Here is a 15182-nt window from a genome sequence, read left to right on the forward strand (position 1 = left end):
GCTTCGATTATAGCACGCCGCGTCGCCGATCTCGAATTCAGTTAACAACCTCCGCGACGAAGAACGCGTAGCCATACTGCGAGCCGAAATCTTCGTATACTTTCATCTCATCTTCGAACATTCTGACGGTGCTTTTTGCCTCGTCGGCGTCATGCCATCCGGCGGCCCAATCGCTGAGCCGCTCGCGCACAGGGGCGTAGTAGTTCTCCCAGTCGGAATCAGGATAGACAAACCGATCGATCATTCGGTACCCGCACGCCTCGAACAAAGCCTCTGCTTCCTGCATGGTGGGCATGAAAAGCCCCTCTTTTTCCCAGAAATTCCGCACCGCTTCCTCAGGATAGCCTTCCAGCCAAATCAAATCGCTGACCGCAATTCGACCTGAGTTCGAGAGAAGTGGACGCCACTGCGTTAACGCCGTTTCGAGGCCCATGTTGTACACCGCACCTTCGCACCAGATCAGATCGAATTGCGTTCCACTGGGCCAAGATTTATCCATGCTTTGATTAACAATGGTGATCCGATCGCTCACCCCCGCGGCGGTCGCTTTCGTTTGCAGCCGATCCAAAAATGCCTGGCAGGTATCGATCGCCGTCACGTGGGCAGCACTTTGCTCCGCCAACAAAAGCGTCGAAATTCCGCTACCGCAACCAAACTCAACGATCACTTGGACATCGTTTCCTTTTGTTGCGGCAGTAAACGCCCTCAATGTCGTTTCCCGGCTTCCTGGAGCCATTCGATCGATGTCTCGAAACAGGTCAATCATCGCGTCCATAATGGTTCTCCAGTTTCCCTTACTGCTTAATTTGCCTGTCAACTCAAAGCATAATCACGGTGACACCGATCACTATTCACCAATATTTTCTACTTACTATTTGTACACTTGTACAATACTTCGCTACAATTAACTTCCAACAGCAGCCCACCCCTTGTCGGCCCCTCATTTGGTGGCAACTGGGTCTGCGTCATCTTATCAAGTCGCCTCGTACGACACGCATGTCACCTCAAATGACACGCCGCAGGGGACCAATTTCTGGGCGGGGAAGTTCGCTGAATTTTTCCCAACTGCCCTGCCCTGGCAAAACCATCCTAAACGCCGGGTCTTAGCATATCGCTTAGCGTGCGAACATTTTCCGCTCAGGCAAACCCTGCCAATTAGGTATGCAATTTGCCCAAGTGTCTCACTTGCGCGGGCCCCTTCGTTGGATTGTTGTGATTCGGCTCGCGTTCTCACCCAACAGACTTCGTCACTGACCACGACGGAGCTCTCATTAGGAAGGACAGAAGAAGAAGCATGACGACATTTCCAACCCCACGGAAAATGCCGCGTTCTGGTTTCACACTTGTGGAACTGCTTGTTGTGATCGCCATTATCGGTGTGCTGATCGCATTGTTACTACCAGCTGTGCAGCAGGCCCGCGAGGCCGCTCGGCGGATGCAGTGCAAGAACAACTTGAAGCAAATGGGGCTCGCTCTACACAACTATGTCGACACCTACCGCGTGTTGCCGATGGGCTGCACGGTCGATCTTTCGGTCTCGTCGACTGGGAACAACGGCTCGTGGGGCGTTCATGGACGTATCCTCAGCTTCCTGGAACAGGGTAACTTGTACGACCAGGTCGACATCACAACGGCTTGGGATTTTCAGACCGCGATTGATGGCCTCAAGATTCCTGGCTATGGCTGCCCTAGCGATCCAGGGGCTGGCCGCGAACGTGACCCTGGCAGTGGCAAAGTGAAGCTTTGGCCCACTTCGTACGGTTTCAACTACGGCACGTGGTTTGTCTATAACCCGACCACTCGCCAAGGCGGTAACGGTTTGTTCTACCCGAACTCGAAGCTTGGCTTCCGTGACGCGACCGATGGTTCCTCGAATACGCTGCTCGGTGCGGAGGTGAAAGCCTGGACGCCGTATCGCCGCAACGCCGGCCCCGACTCGACCACCATTCCTAACTCGATCAGCGATGCCGAAACACAGATCGCTTCCGGGTCGGATGAAAAGAACACCGGCCACACCGAGTGGCCTGACGGTCGTGTACACCATACTGGCTTCACCGTTACCATGCCGCCCAACGCCAAGACGGGCTGTACCGTCGGCGGCACAGCCTACGAAGAGTGCGACTTCAATTCCTGGCAGGAAGGCAAAGATGGCAGCAGCGGCAGCCCGACTTATGCCATCGTGACCAGCCGTAGTTGGCACCCCGGCGTCGTCGATGTGGTAATGTTCGACGGCAGCGCACGCTCGATTAGCGAAACAATTGACCTGACCACATGGCGTGCTCTTGGTACCCGAGCCGGTGGCGAAGTGCTCGGCGAGTATTAATCAGGCATCGGCTCGCAGCACCCAATGCAATCCATCGAAAAGACGATCGGCCATCGTAGGTCGATCGTCTTTTTTTGTGCCGATACCCAAAGCAGGGCGAGCTTACGGTAAGGGGGCCGGTTCGATTTTCAGATGATCCACTTGCTCGAGCGGCAGTTTAAATACTTTCGCGGCGGTGCGGGAACCGGAAGCATTGTAGGTTATTCCGTTGGAGTTGGCTCGAAGTTGGTTAGGGATGCCTGGCTCTTCGCTGGGACCGAACAGATTCATGTTGGTATAGAAATTCAAATTGCCTGGTGAGTAAAGGATCACCGAAATCTGATCCCCCTGGGCTTGCTTTTCTTCCGGGGTTTGACGATGCAGCAGATCCCCTTCGTCGACGAGGTAGCGGATACAAAGCGGTTCATACTGATCGATGATGCCGCTGACTGCTTGACCGTTGACGGGGATAGTGGCGTTGGCCACCAGATCGAACTTTCGTCCAGCTTGCGGAGGGATCTCGACGCCGTCGAAAAAGAATGGCTCGCGGCCGCCATAGGGCTGCAATGCAAAATGGTCGACACTGCTCAGTGGCAGCATGAAGTCGAGCGGTCCGGAAAATTGATGCGGATTTTCCAGGGCGAGATAAGTATCTTCAAACACCCGTCGGCCATCGTCCGCGACCGCATGCATTTGGTAACGTGTTGGCTCGCTCCAGTCCCCTTGCCATTTCAACGTGAGCCCAATCGGTGATGTGGCCGGATTGACCGAAGGGGTAAAGCCGGTCGCCGACGACCATCCACCGAAGTGCTCGGTCAGGTCTTTTAGTTCGATCACGCCACCGGGGATCTCGACGGTCGCACCGGGCTGGGCAGCCAGCTTATAGACGCGATTGTCAGGGTGGCTTTGCACACGCAGCCAAACGTCTAGCTTGTCCGGCAGCTCTTTGCCATAGCCATAGATATGAATGACGTTCCGATCGAGCACACTCCAGCCGTAACCGACATTGGCGGAAGTCAGCAGCGTTCGCGATTCATGGTCGAAGATGCGTGCTTCAATAATTGACACGCGGTCAGGCCCAGGCTCAATTTCAAGCTGTACCACATCCAACCACTTCGCACATTTCTTCAGCTGGCCGACATATGGAATGTTGGCTTGGAGCCCTGGCCCCTGAATCAGATCGATCTTGCCGTCGTAGCGATTTCGAGCAATCGAACGAATGGCGATCTCGTTCGGGCCGATCGTCATGCGGCGGCTAGAAGTATACGGAGCGTTTTCGTAAGCCGCAACTTCGTGGGCCGGATGACGATAGGAGTTGGCCCGCCAATATCCCAGCCCCAACGCAACCGCCGCGGTCAGCACCAAGAGAAACCGAATCGAAAACTTCCGCCACTCGATCGGCTGGCGATCGGTCTTCGTCGAGATTCCGAAATAGCGTTTGCGGGCCATGGGCAGGGACTATTGGAAGTGGCGAATACCAATGATCGGTCGAGCTCTATCCGTCCTGATGCCACGGCATGTATTCGCCGAATGCTGCGTTGATGCCGACGCCGATCAGGATTAACAAGCAGACACCTCCGATCAGGGCCGCGACGTTGGCGGCGAAGTCGGCGCCGGCGTTTTCTTCTAAGGCTTCCTGGCTCCAATCGAGCTCGGCGTCTTGTTCCATCACCTTGTACAGCACGCTGCGAACGAAGGCCTGGCGGTCGCTGTTGTCTCCGGTGGCGGCAAAGTAACAGCCGGCGAACAGCAGCGAATTGCCGGCCGCGCGCGGGTTCTTGTCGGGCTCGAAGCCAAACGAGTTGGCAATGATGTTCGTCATGCATTCGCTGAAGCGGCCGCGAATCTTGCAGAGCAACTCGAACAGCTTCGGATTGCCAGGCCGGCGGAGGCCATCTTTCTCGCGAAACAAAAGGTATGTCCAATCCTCGAACGCGCCGGTCGCATGCTGCGAGACCGCTTCCAACTGCTCGGCGATGGGTGGATTCCAGACGTTGAAACCTTTGCCGAAACGTTGCTCTTTGGCCCGCTTCTCGCCGACACGCTTGATCAGTTCCATGAAGCCTTGGGCGCTTTCCATTTCGGTGATCAAAGCGGTCACGCTGCAGCGAAGCCGCGTGGTCGAGCGGATGACTTCCAAGTCGCTTTGGATCGCCATCTGAACTGGCTCGCTGACTTCTTCGATCATGTCAAACGGAACGGTGACCAACAAGCCGTTGATCGGGCAAACGGGCCGGCGGGCTTTGTTGATCAGCTTGCAGACGTACTCCAGGCGTTCCATTTGGTCGGTTAAATCAGTCTTCGATTGCCGCATACCTTTGGACTGGGCGGCTGCTTTGGCGGCATCTTCGGCGCCGAAGCTCATCGTTTGACCGCCGGCCATGCCTTGGCCGAAGTCCATGGTCGCCCCGACTCCTTGCTGAGCCCCGGAAGGAGCTTCCATGAAACGCTGCTCGTCATCTTCTTCAGCGCCCATCGTTTGATCGTGGTATTGATCGGCGACAAGGCTTTGCTGACCGGCCCCGGCAACGATTGTTTGTCCGCCGGGGATTTGCTGCGGCGAGGGCGTCGCCAACTGCGAATGCGTGCTGGTATTGTTCTTATAGCCGTCAGCCAACATCGAAAGACAAGACGTCTGTGTCAGGAAAATGAAGATCGCGTCAGGGTTGGCATACCAATGCAGCGCGGCGGGGCCTTGGGCTGGATCGGATACGTTGAACCCGAAGCCAGAGGCCCGCATGAGATTGCTGGCTCGGCGATCGTCCGGGTTTCCCACCACCAGAAACAGCGGCGTGCTGCCGAGTGGAATGCCATGCTTTTCGAGCTCGGTGAGGCCCTGCTTCCAGGCTTTATCGATGTCGGGGAAGTCGGAAGTATCTTCCTCCATCCAGATTTTCACGACGTAGTACGAGACGATCGGAATGACGATCATCAACGCCAACACGGTCAGCCCGGTCTTCCAATCCAACAGATAGTCAGACCACTGAGCCGACGTATCCGAAAACTGGAACGTGATCGCGAAGGAGACGAGCACGAAAAAGAGAAACACGAACACCAACAAGGCGATTCGCGTGGGAACCGAAATCTTCCCGAGGTTACGCACGCCAGGCAAGTTGGACGCCAGCGTATGAAACGCATTGAACGGCAGCGTAGCGTAGTAAACGATGTTGTAAACAAAAGACATCATGGGACGAACTTTCGGTTCTCGTTATTTCGCAGGTTGCAGGACAGCATCCGCACGGCGGACCCTACGAATGGAAACTAACCCTACTTACTTAATTCCGAACATCAAAAAGTAACCGACGCAGATCGCCATCATGATCACCGCGAACAGCGACATGTTGATCAGCTTGCTGTAGCCGGTCAGAGGTGGGGCCCCTTCGCCAGGCTCGGGACGATCCATGATGGGGCTACGTCCGATGGCCAACTGAAGTGCCGAGGCGGTTTGCTTGGCCCACGTATCCAAGTCGGCTGGTAAGCCGTAGTGCTGGGTGTATTGCAACGAGTGCGGATGCCCATACAAGCCGCGGAAGCCCAGCACCACGCAGATGTAATAAACTTCCAACGCATCTTTGTTCGGCAAGCTTTGAGCTTCTTTCGCCGCCACAAAGAAATGCTCGAATGCTTTACCGCTGTGGAAGCACTCGAACTCGAGGTCGTTATTCTGCCACCAGTTGGCGCCGTTCCAGGGAGCGGTGATCAGCATCTGATCGATCCAACCGACCAGTGCGTATTTGGCAAGTTCCCATTCGGCCGTTTGCCCTAATATGTTTTCCGCGGTGTCGATCCGCTTCTTCACGCGAATCCGCTCTTGGCCGGGGTCCAACGAGTTACCGTCCCGTTCGATCCGATCCAACAAATCGAGCACGCAGAGGAAGATAGGATCGACCGCTTTGGCAAATTTGGGAGTCATTTTGGTTTTTAGTATTCAGTTTTCAGTTTTCAGTGTTCAGTTCGGAGGGGGAGAGTCGTAGAGAAAAACGGCCCGCGATTCGAAACCACGTCTCTTGTTTCAGCCCAAGTGCCCAACCGCGGAAGCGTCCCCTTCCGACTGAAAACTGAACACTGAAAACTGAAAACTCCCTCTCCCTTCCCCTTACCTCTTCTGATCTCCATGCCGCAGCGCGAAGACGGCCACATGCAACGCGATCAATTGATTGCGAATGTTGAGCACGAGGCGTTTCTTGCCTTGCAGCTCTTTGACATCGTGAATGTATTCTTCCTGGAAACGCCATCCCATGGTTTGCGTGCGTTGGACTTCGTCCCACGGGGGTCCCTGGCGTTGGACTTGGAAGTAAACCCAATTGCCCCCTTGCGGCAGCACGCGCGGCGGCTGGGCGACTGGGCGAAGCCGCACGCCAGGCATGTTGTTGCGGAACAACGTTTCGACTTGCTCGCCACTTCCAAACACCCAGTGGAAACCTTGGGTGACCAACTGATAGGTATCTTCCTTCGAGATGCTGACCCCTTCGAAGCCGATGTACCACTCCCAACTGGGGTCGAACCATTTCGGGTCCAACTGCACATGCATCGACTGGCCGCTGCCCAAGAAGAAACGATGCTCGTAACTGGCATCGATTCGACCTTCGCTCAAGCGGCGGATCTCTTTGTAAGCCCACTGGAAGATGTCGGCGAGGTTTTCATGGTCGTACTTCGGAATGCTTTCGATACGGCGTTCTTTGTCGTCGAAGATCGCCAGCTGTCCGATGATACGACACAGCGCCGTATAAACTTTAAGCGGATGAATGCCGTCGCTGAACGCAAGCACACGCAACTCGCCGTATGCTTCATTGAGCGTACGCAGCCTCATCATCTTCTCGAGGTCGCCGATTTCGCGCGGATCCCACGTGATGTTTTGATTCAGAATGTCATTGCGGAAACGCTCGATGCGTTCGCCGATCAAGTCGAACACCCGGCGAACGATGCCGGTGCCCAGTGGCGTCCACGCATCGACCGACAGACAGGGTGGGCAATAGTTCGGATCGATCCGAGGCGTTCCGTCCGATTCGTTACGAATGATCTGGCAGATCGGCAGCAACTCGAATCCGGAAAGATCGTCGGTCGAAAGTAGAATGCGAATGTTCAGTTCGCGGTAGGAAACTTCCTGAGGATTGCCGCCACGGTTCTCTTCCTCGTCTTCACGGGAAAACTCGTAGTAGCGGGTATTGGGCTCGTGGGCGTCACGTGCCGTGTTCTCGTGCCCCTGCTTAATCCTGGGAACGGCCAAATAGACGCGGATGATTTCGTTTTCCAGGAAGACCTCTTTTAAGTCTTGCAAGCCTTTGAGGCCCTGGCGAATGTCGACGCGGTCCATCTGATCGTTGCCACCGATGGAGATGATCGACCCATCGCGCATGCGTGCTTCGCAATGCGAGACCTCGACTTGAAAGTTGGCGATGGCCTGATCGCTGATCTCTATGGAGCGAATTCCGTAGGCATAGGGGATGAGGTCACGGATGGAGTTTTCGAAGAACTCGTACCAGTGGCGGTCCTGTGCTTGGAAATGATGGGGGCGAAGAAACATCCCTTCCGACCAATGGATGGGTGGGTTCTTCATGCAAAATTCCTATTCCGCTAGCGATTCAGATTGCGAAGGTGAGAACCACCGACGTGGGATCAACAAGCAGAAGTACGCCTCTTGGACGTGATATACCCCCAGTACATGGACGAATCCGTGCGTCCTGGCGATCCCCTGCCTTAATTCCCAATCGTTCGACGTTCCCCCGAACTTGAACAGAAGGTAATTGTCGAGAGACTAGCATTGCCGTCGCGCGCACCGACAGCATGCCAGGAGCCCCTCCCTGTTTGCCAATCGTTAGAATACCATTCCCAGGGCGAATCTCAAGTAGCAAGCAGGCAACCGGTTACGACCGGTGATAGAAGATATGCCAGGCCGAGCAAAACGAAGGGCTTACCTACGGGTGGTCCGGGTTTGCCAACCCGGATCGGCGCAGCCGACAAGAGGCAGATCGTTTGAGCCCAAAGCACGTAGCGGCTACCACACATCTCAGCAAAAAACACTCGCCGAAGGATATTACCTTCGATAAAATCGCCGCGGAGGTTCTCGCCATGCCGCCAGCCAAGATTCCCAGTGATCAATTATATTTCCACTTCGTGACTTACAGCTGCTACAAGCGACGAAGAATTCTGGAATTTGACGATGCGAAACGTATCGTACTTGGTTCTCTGACGGAACTTCTAAAGACGTTTGATGCCATGTGCCAGGGCTTTGTGCTCATGCCGAATCATGTGCACTTAGTACTTTGGTTCCCACAGCCAGGAACTTTAGGAACGGCTTTGAGAGAATGGAAGCGGAACACCAGCTTTCAAATCAAAGTGCAAATGGAGAAGCGGGACTGGGCATACCGGCATCAGCTTGCGTCTGACGATCCCATCTGGCAAGCGAATTTCTACAGCTTCGAGATCTACTGTCGGGAGAAGCTGGAAGAGAAATTGATCTACATGCATCAGAACCCAGTTCGAGCTGGGCTGACGTCGATACCAACCGACTGGAAATGGAGTTCCGCTCGATGGTATGACGAGGGACGCAGCGTCGGTATTCCTATTCGCATCCCAGAGTTCTGAGATGCATAGTGACTGCGACCAAGGTTCTATCCGCGTCTTATCTGCCTCTTGTGGCCGATGGCCATCCGGGTTTACAAACCCGGACCACCCGATAAGTTGAGCGATTGCGGTAACGAATCGCTCAGCCCACAGAGTAGTCGCCGAAGATCTTCCGGTGATGCTTGATAAAGCTGCTGATTTACCTCGAGTTCAATGCCTGCGTATTGGTCGCCGGTGAACTGTTTGCGAAGGTAAGTCGTGTGGCCGTCGGCCGTTCCGCGATACGGGTAATTCATCCGAACGCGAAACGCGGGAAGGACTTGCCGCAGTTGATCGCGCCACGCATGGCAGAAGCTTCTCTCGACATGCCGAGCCGGATCGTAAAGCAAACCGATTTCGGCAGTTCGGACTTCGCCGTTGAGCGCTGGGGTAAAGCTGTGAAAGGAAATGTGATGCACGAATCGCCCTTCGCTGATCCGTGCATGGATCCAATCGAGCACTTCCTGACGCCAAGGCCGATAGATTGTGTTTACGATTTCTCCTCGATCCGCTTCGCTGGGCGGGGCAATTAACTTGGAGAACAACGCGGGGTTCGACTCCGAGCGGTTCAAGTCGACCAGTAGCCGCGAGGTTTGACTGAAGAATAACTTCGCCGCGTGCTGCTTGGCAAAATGCTTCGCCGTGGCAAGAGCCCCCAAGTCCCACCCGCGATGCGTACCGAGCAGTTGATCGTGCTCGGCAAAACGCCTGGCGAACTTCTTCGGAATGAGGTTGCCGCCATGCTCGCAAGTTAACAGCAAGACGGTCTCGCAGCGCGTCGGCATCCGCTAAGCACCCAACACGCTGGGGCGGAACGAGTGCCCTTCCTGCAAACAATCGCACAGATGACGATAGACGATCGGCAATTGCTGATCGACGTCCCCCTTCAAAGCGGTGACGATTCGCCGAGCCAAGGGACCTTCGTTCAGGATCACGTCCATCGCATCGGCAAGAGGCTGCTGCTCGAGCGGGAAACGTTCGGCCAGCGATCGCCACAAGTCACCAGCGGTGCAGATCCCTTGATTCCAGCCGAAGTAGTGCAGGTAATCTGGATCGATAATCATTGTCTCGTCGGCGTTGTCGATGACGTTGAGGAAGATGTCCCGCAAGCGTAACGTTTCAGCTTTCTTCTGATCGGCAAACTTCGACCAGGTTTCTTCAGTCAACGCTTTGGCCACGTTAGCGACTAGCTGGCAGATGGCAACGTCGGCAGCAGGGTGTTCCTGAACATCCATCACGCGAATTTCGATCGTATTACGCATGAACCGAGCGATTGCTCCGCGACTGTTGACCCATTCGTGCCGTAGCACGCCAGCCATATCGAGCGGAGCCATCGTCTGGTAGATCGGTTCTAAGATGTGCTGACGGTAGTCCTCTTCAGTGAAGAAGTTTTCAGGGATCACCACTCCGGCGACCTGGGGAATCCGCATCGCGTTGTGGCGATAGGTTTCCAAACGATGATCGAGGTGAGGTGTGATCTGGCGTTCGCAAACAGGGCTGCTGGCGGTCAGGGCCGGCAAGATCGGCAGCAGCAACCGAATGGCGGCATGCAGTCGTCCGAACTCTTCGTCGTTGCTGAACGGCAAGTTCAGGTGGCAGCTTTGCAGATTGGCCCAGCCATGGCCGCTACAGTTGAAGATGACATTGAACGCTTCGTACACCTCGTTATATCCGTGCGGCCACAGCTTCATTTCGACGTTTGGCCGCATCCAGGGATGCATCGCGCTGGGCATCAGGCGAGCTCCGATGCCGCTCAGCTGTTGGTTGATATCGTGGACGTTGTCCTGAAACCGCTGGGCCAAACCGTCGAGGCTTTCGACAGGGCCGTTGGTTTTCAGCTCCACGACATGCAGCGCCAGTTCATTCGACCAGGCGATGTCGTCTCGCTCGACTTCTTCGCTTGGGTTGCCCTGTTCGTCGCGCAGCAACTGATCGGCGATCGGTGCGACATCGAGCGAGCTTTCATGAACGATCATGTATTCCACTTCCACGCCGAAGGCCTGGAACAAGGGAATAGCGTTGCGTTTCGATTCAGGAGACTCAGCCAACATATGTTGGGGTGCCTTACAAATAGCGGAGGGTGAATTGCTTGAATATTGGGCCGCGGAAACTATTCCACGCCAGCTTTCTTTTGCTCGATTCGCTTCACGAATGTCGAGACCATGCGGCGGTATAGCTCGTCTTTCAATACGGCATCTTCACAGCCGGCGTTGATGTTGGGATTGTCGTTCACTTCGATGACGAAGAACTTGCCGTCCGACTCTTTAACGTCGACGCCGTACAGTCCGTCGCCAATTAAGTTCGAGGCCTTTAATGCCACTTGAACTGCTTTTCGTGGAGCCAGTTCGACCGGCAACGTTTCCAGTTTGCCGTAACGTCCACGCGTTGCGTTTTCGTGGCGGATGATTTGCCAGTGCCCCTTGGCCATGTAGTACTTACATGCGTACAACGGTTGACCGTCGAAGATACCAATCCGCCAATCGAAGTCGGTCGGGAGGAACTCTTGAGCGATGATCAGCTCGGAGTCGGCGAAGAACTCTTTCAGTTTCTGCTGAAGCTCGTCGGGATCCTTCACTTTCACCACGCCGCGCGAGAACGCACTGTCAGGACGTTTCAGCACGCAAGGAAAGCCCAGTTCGGTGGCCAACGTTTCGGCATTGTCGCGATGCACGACGACCGTCTTGGGGACAGGAATCTTGTGCCGGGCGAGCAGTTCGGCCAAATAAACTTTGTTAGTACAAAGCAGGATCGATGTCGGGTCGTCGATCACCACCAAACCTTCCGCCGCTGCCCGTCGTGCGAAGCGATACGTATAGTGATTCACGGCCGTCGTGTCGCGAATGAACAGTGCGTCGAACTCGGCCAGACGGCCATAGTCTTCCCGCGAAATATACTCGGTCGACACCCCCTGCTGAGCTGCCGCTTTGGCGAACTTCTGCAAAGCGACTTCGTCCGAAGGAGGTTCGGGATCGTCAGTGTTACGCAGGATTGCCATGTCGAAGCGTGTCTTCTTGACTTTGGCAACGCTGCGTCGCTTCGAAAAATGCTCGAGCGCCGTTTCGACGATAAATGGCCAGTGAGCGTCAGGCACGTCAGATGCGGAAATCCCGCCGACGCTGGTTAACTGCCAACGGTCTTTTTCAAGCATGAACTTGGCCCGCAGAAGCGGAGCTTGAAAGACATTGAACAGCCGCCAGGCCAGCGCGTCGTACCGCTTGGCCATGTTCTTGCCGAAATAAACGCTGAGGGTGAACTTGTTCGATTTGATCGGAGCGAGCGACTTCTGCACGATGTCGTCCAAGTCTTCGCTGATCAGTCGAATGATGCTGCGTGTCTTCCAGTCCTGCATCGCTCCGACGCTTGGCACCGGACGATGGCCGCGGGCCTCGGCCAGCAGCGAAACGTAGTAGCCAACGCTCTGATAACGATACGTCTGACAAAGGTTAAACACCTTCGCCCCACGCATTTCGCTGAACTGCGGCTGGGTGATATAAGCTTTCGGATCGACCACCGTTACCGCTGGATCTTCGCTGGGCCAGCGGTCGGTTTGGTCGGTCACAATCAATACGGCCATGGGGGCTTTTCTATGCGTCGTGGGGGACGGAGGTTTAAAGTTTCAAAGGACTACGGGTGGACCGGGGTTGCAAGCCCGGAACACCCAGATCGAAAACGATTGACGTGGGGCACGGATTCCGGTCCGCATCACATGTCATCAGATCTTTCGCGTACCCTTGGTGGGGCCCTCCGATTTCGGTTCGATCACCAAGAGGTTCGAGTCGTACGTCAAAATGCCCAACAGAATGGAACAAACCAGCCGATCAAAACTGACGGGGTAGTGATGCATCTCGCCGAGCGGATTGGGCAGGTAGGGATCGGCTACGTAAACGCGATCTTGGTTTTCGTTCATGCCATACAGCACGACGAAATGCCCCTGCGGAAGCCCACGCACGTCGTCCGGCGTGTTCTTCAAGCCATGCTCGCGTGGGCCGCTGTACAAATACGTGGAACTGAGCCCCGTTAAGATCGGGATCGACTGATGCAAGTAACGACTGATCAGCATCGCGCTGAGGTCGCGCATCTTGATCTTTCCCCCCAGGGCCAGAAACTCGACGTAGGCTCGGCTGGCCAAGTGGAGCTTCGGCTCGGCTTTGACGGTCAGCTGGGCTTCCAGACGCTCGGTCAGATCGTAGCTGCGTGTGAACCAGATCGGATCGAACACCTCTAAGTTGTACGTGAAGATCGTGGCGTTGAAGCCGCGCCGCAGCGCATCGATACCTAGCATCACGCCGAGGGTTCCCCCCTGCTCTAAGCTAGGCACTTCCGAGATCAGTTGGTGGAGATCAAGGTTTAAGCCAAAGTACTGGTAAACGGCGTGCAGGCTCGTTGGCCCACAGGTCGTATCATCCGGCTGAGGCAGGATCTCGAAGTCGAACGGATTGGCCATCCCAGGACAGCACTCGCAGGAGCTGCGCCGGGGCAGACCTTGGGGTTAAGAGTTCAGGTCTGGCATGCCTCGGGCACCATTTGCAGAATTGTAGAAACGGTCGGCATTCTTGAGCAAGATAGGTTCGACGAAATTTGCGGGTTGCGGCGACCCGCGTCGTTGGATCGTCAGTCTTGAAAGGCTGTCATCTGAAGATAAAACCAACCCAGCGGCAATAAACCAAGTCCAAGAAGAACCAAGCGAAGCATAAAGACTTTGGATACCCCGGAGTAGGCCCGAAACCGCATCATGGAACGGTCTTCCAGGACCGATGTCGGAGCAATGGCAAGTCCTAGCCAGTAGGTGCAAAACCCAGCAACGAAGAGGTCTGCCGCTACCATTGCGATCGTAGAGACAAGATTTTCGTCCTGTCCCATGTTGAAAAACAGCCAGCCGCCGGCACCTAGCATTCCCAGCAAGACAACGGCCACGATCGCAATGTAAACCTTGCGGAAGTAACGGGCGACTTCCTCAGAGGTCTCGCTTACCGCGTCCCCGGCCACCCGAGCAGCAGCGGTCGAGATTTTGCCGGCGATGGAACCGAACATCGACTTGACGATCTCATCGCTTTCCGGAGCAACTTTAGCTTTGCGAAAAAATGACATTGGATAGTCAAACGATTCGGCAAAGTGCCCCTCCTGATCGATACTTCCGGTCACATAGACACGGACCGCCTTCAGCTTGCCATAACGAACACGTAGTGGATACTGGAGAAAGCCAAGAACCGCTTTCAAAGCTTTCTCGTCATCGACGACTTCGCAGATGGTTCCTTTGATCCGAAAGTCTCCAGGGCCATCAACCACCTCAAAGCCGAAGTCTTCGCAGCATGCGACCAACTTTTTCTCGAACATTTCGACCGCATCTTTCGCCGAGACGTTCATGCAATCGACATCTCGGTCGTTTACTGCAAAAGGAAGAATCTCAACAGTATGCCGCTTAGAGTTTGGCCCTGTTTCGGTTGCTGTAGAAGGATTCTCGCTGCTGCCGGTTGCCATTGGTTTTCCAAATTCTGCGCGAAAAGAATGTCCCTCACTGCATCGGGGCATGTGGGACAGCAAGTTTAGCCAACGTCGTATCGGATGTCACTTATTTTTGTTGTTTTGCACTGCTGCTTTTCCGGTAGCAATCAAGCGAGATCTTCCAAGTTGTCTACCTCAATCGCCCAATGGCTTCCCGGCCGCATTGCATGGGGATCGATCCGGGTCAACTCGTCTCTGAGCCATGCTTTGACTTCGTCAGGGATATCACCGTCGAGATACGCATCCTCGCCGTTTCGCTCGCAGGTCTCTTCAATCATCTGGCGATACGAAAGCAGCGATTCGGCCAGTTGGAAGATGGTGGCATTCATGTAAATGGCCTGAAAACGGGCATCGTGATTCAGATAGACAACGGCTCCATCCATCGCTTCGTCCAAACAAATAGGGTCGCCTGATCCGTTGGAACCGATCACGCGGTATCGACGATAGGCGTCTTCCAAATGCCAATCCTCGGCGACACTTGGCAACGGGCCTCGTTCCGGGACACGAAAATCAAGAAATGGAGCCGCCGATTCCGGCAATCCCGCTTCTTTCAAGAAGGTTTTGGCTGCTTTGGGAAGATGGACACCAGCGAGTGCCTCAGCCGAAAATGACTTTAAGGGCTCGGCATCCTCGGCAGCATACCAGCGTTCGCGGAATTCGGCGGCGGACAACATGGTGAACCTCAAGAAGGACGAATATGGGAAGCCTGACGTGCCCCCTTACCAGCCATGATGGGGGCTCCCCTTTAATGGGTTAGGGGCTCCATTTTAGAATG

The 15182-nt window shown here is 55.1% G+C and carries 13 protein-coding genes; 2 read left to right on the top strand and 11 right to left on the bottom strand.

Translation table 11 applies throughout. The features are described 5' to 3' along the window. Nucleotides 1-37 precede the first annotated feature (37 nt). The gene (locus tag LA756_RS13380) at nt 38-775 is read right to left on the bottom strand and encodes a cyclopropane-fatty-acyl-phospholipid synthase family protein (protein WP_224435228.1); all 738 of its coding nucleotides are present in this window, start codon (nt 773-775) and stop codon (nt 38-40) included. A 519-nt stretch (nt 776-1294) separates the two neighbouring features. On the opposite strand from LA756_RS13380, the gene LA756_RS13385 reads away from it, so the two are divergent. Further along, the gene (locus LA756_RS13385) at nt 1295-2323 is read left to right on the top strand and encodes a DUF1559 domain-containing protein (RefSeq protein ID WP_224435229.1); all 1029 of its coding nucleotides are present in this window, start codon (nt 1295-1297) and stop codon (nt 2321-2323) included. Nucleotides 2324-2425: 102 nt separating this feature from the next. On the opposite strand, the gene LA756_RS13390 is transcribed toward LA756_RS13385, so the two are convergent. The 4 genes from LA756_RS13390 to tssK form a co-directional block, all read right to left on the bottom strand. Further along, on the bottom strand, nt 2426-3751 hold the full coding sequence (locus LA756_RS13390; RefSeq protein WP_224435230.1) for a hypothetical protein: 1326 nt from the start codon (nt 3749-3751) through the stop codon (nt 2426-2428). A gap of 46 nt (nt 3752-3797) precedes the next feature. Continuing rightward, nucleotides 3798-5489 carry a type VI secretion system protein gene (locus tag LA756_RS13395; protein ID WP_224435231.1) on the bottom strand — a complete coding sequence of 564 codons (1692 nt, stop codon included), beginning with the start codon at nt 5487-5489 and terminating at the stop codon, nt 3798-3800. An 84-nt stretch (nt 5490-5573) separates the two neighbouring features. Next, entirely contained in the window at nt 5574-6215 is a 642-nt protein-coding gene (locus LA756_RS13400; RefSeq protein ID WP_224435232.1) for a DotU family type IV/VI secretion system protein, read from the bottom strand. Nucleotides 6216-6398: 183 nt separating this feature from the next. Then, nucleotides 6399-7859 (bottom strand): type VI secretion system baseplate subunit TssK, encoded by a 1461-nt coding sequence (gene tssK, locus LA756_RS13405; RefSeq protein WP_224435233.1) that lies wholly within the window; start codon nt 7857-7859, stop codon nt 6399-6401. A gap of 512 nt (nt 7860-8371) precedes the next feature. On the opposite strand from tssK, the gene LA756_RS13410 reads away from it, so the two are divergent. Further along, on the top strand, nt 8372-8887 hold the full coding sequence (locus LA756_RS13410) for a transposase (protein WP_224435234.1): 516 nt from the start codon (nt 8372-8374) through the stop codon (nt 8885-8887). 71 nt (nt 8888-8958) lie between these two features. On the opposite strand, the gene LA756_RS13415 is transcribed toward LA756_RS13410, so the two are convergent. The 6 genes from LA756_RS13415 to LA756_RS13440 all read right to left on the bottom strand — a co-directional run bounded on the left by LA756_RS13415 (nt 8959) and on the right by LA756_RS13440 (nt 15081). Beyond that, entirely contained in the window at nt 8959-9690 is a 732-nt protein-coding gene (locus LA756_RS13415; RefSeq protein ID WP_224435235.1) for an N-formylglutamate amidohydrolase, read from the bottom strand. Between the two features lie 3 nt (nt 9691-9693). Then, nucleotides 9694-10956, bottom strand: coding sequence for a glutamate-cysteine ligase family protein (locus LA756_RS13420; protein WP_224435236.1), 1263 nt, complete (start codon nt 10954-10956; stop codon nt 9694-9696). Between the two features lie 59 nt (nt 10957-11015). Next, nucleotides 11016-12479, bottom strand: a complete 1464-nt coding sequence (locus LA756_RS13425) for a RimK family protein (RefSeq protein WP_224435237.1) — start codon at nt 12477-12479, stop codon at nt 11016-11018. A 138-nt stretch (nt 12480-12617) separates the two neighbouring features. After that, a complete protein-coding gene (locus tag LA756_RS13430; protein ID WP_224435238.1) occupies nt 12618-13349 on the bottom strand; it encodes a C39 family peptidase in 732 nt (243 codons plus the stop codon). Nucleotides 13350-13516: 167 nt separating this feature from the next. Continuing rightward, the gene (locus LA756_RS13435) at nt 13517-14269 is read right to left on the bottom strand and encodes a hypothetical protein (protein WP_224435239.1); all 753 of its coding nucleotides are present in this window, start codon (nt 14267-14269) and stop codon (nt 13517-13519) included. A gap of 245 nt (nt 14270-14514) precedes the next feature. Continuing rightward, nucleotides 14515-15081, bottom strand: coding sequence for an SUKH-4 family immunity protein (locus LA756_RS13440; protein WP_224435240.1), 567 nt, complete (start codon nt 15079-15081; stop codon nt 14515-14517). Nucleotides 15082-15182 lie beyond the last annotated feature (101 nt).

The sequence above is a fragment of the Bremerella sp. TYQ1 genome, from assembly GCF_020150455.1.
In the GTDB taxonomy this organism is placed as follows: Bacteria; Planctomycetota; Planctomycetia; order Pirellulales; family Pirellulaceae; genus Bremerella; species Bremerella volcania_A.

What these genes read in the sequence shown, in the direction of transcription:
- LA756_RS13380 (WP_224435228.1), bottom strand. Translation starts at nt 775, where the DNA reads ATGGACGCGATGATTGACCTGTTTCGAGACATCGATCGAATGGCTCCA.
- LA756_RS13385 (WP_224435229.1), top strand. Translation starts at nt 1,295, where the DNA reads ATGACGACATTTCCAACCCCACGGAAAATGCCGCGTTCTGGTTTCACA.
- LA756_RS13390 (WP_224435230.1), bottom strand. Translation starts at nt 3,751, where the DNA reads ATGGCCCGCAAACGCTATTTCGGAATCTCGACGAAGACCGATCGCCAG.
- LA756_RS13395 (WP_224435231.1), bottom strand. Translation starts at nt 5,489, where the DNA reads ATGATGTCTTTTGTTTACAACATCGTTTACTACGCTACGCTGCCGTTC.
- LA756_RS13400 (WP_224435232.1), bottom strand. Translation starts at nt 6,215, where the DNA reads ATGACTCCCAAATTTGCCAAAGCGGTCGATCCTATCTTCCTCTGCGTG.
- tssK (WP_224435233.1), bottom strand. Translation starts at nt 7,859, where the DNA reads ATGAAGAACCCACCCATCCATTGGTCGGAAGGGATGTTTCTTCGCCCC.
- LA756_RS13410 (WP_224435234.1), top strand. Translation starts at nt 8,372, where the DNA reads ATGCCGCCAGCCAAGATTCCCAGTGATCAATTATATTTCCACTTCGTG.
- LA756_RS13415 (WP_224435235.1), bottom strand. Translation starts at nt 9,690, where the DNA reads ATGCCGACGCGCTGCGAGACCGTCTTGCTGTTAACTTGCGAGCATGGC.
- LA756_RS13420 (WP_224435236.1), bottom strand. Translation starts at nt 10,956, where the DNA reads ATGTTGGCTGAGTCTCCTGAATCGAAACGCAACGCTATTCCCTTGTTC.
- LA756_RS13425 (WP_224435237.1), bottom strand. Translation starts at nt 12,479, where the DNA reads ATGGCCGTATTGATTGTGACCGACCAAACCGACCGCTGGCCCAGCGAA.
- LA756_RS13430 (WP_224435238.1), bottom strand. Translation starts at nt 13,349, where the DNA reads ATGGCCAATCCGTTCGACTTCGAGATCCTGCCTCAGCCGGATGATACG.
- LA756_RS13435 (WP_224435239.1), bottom strand. Translation starts at nt 14,269, where the DNA reads ATGAACGTCTCGGCGAAAGATGCGGTCGAAATGTTCGAGAAAAAGTTG.
- LA756_RS13440 (WP_224435240.1), bottom strand. Translation starts at nt 15,081, where the DNA reads ATGTTGTCCGCCGCCGAATTCCGCGAACGCTGGTATGCTGCCGAGGAT.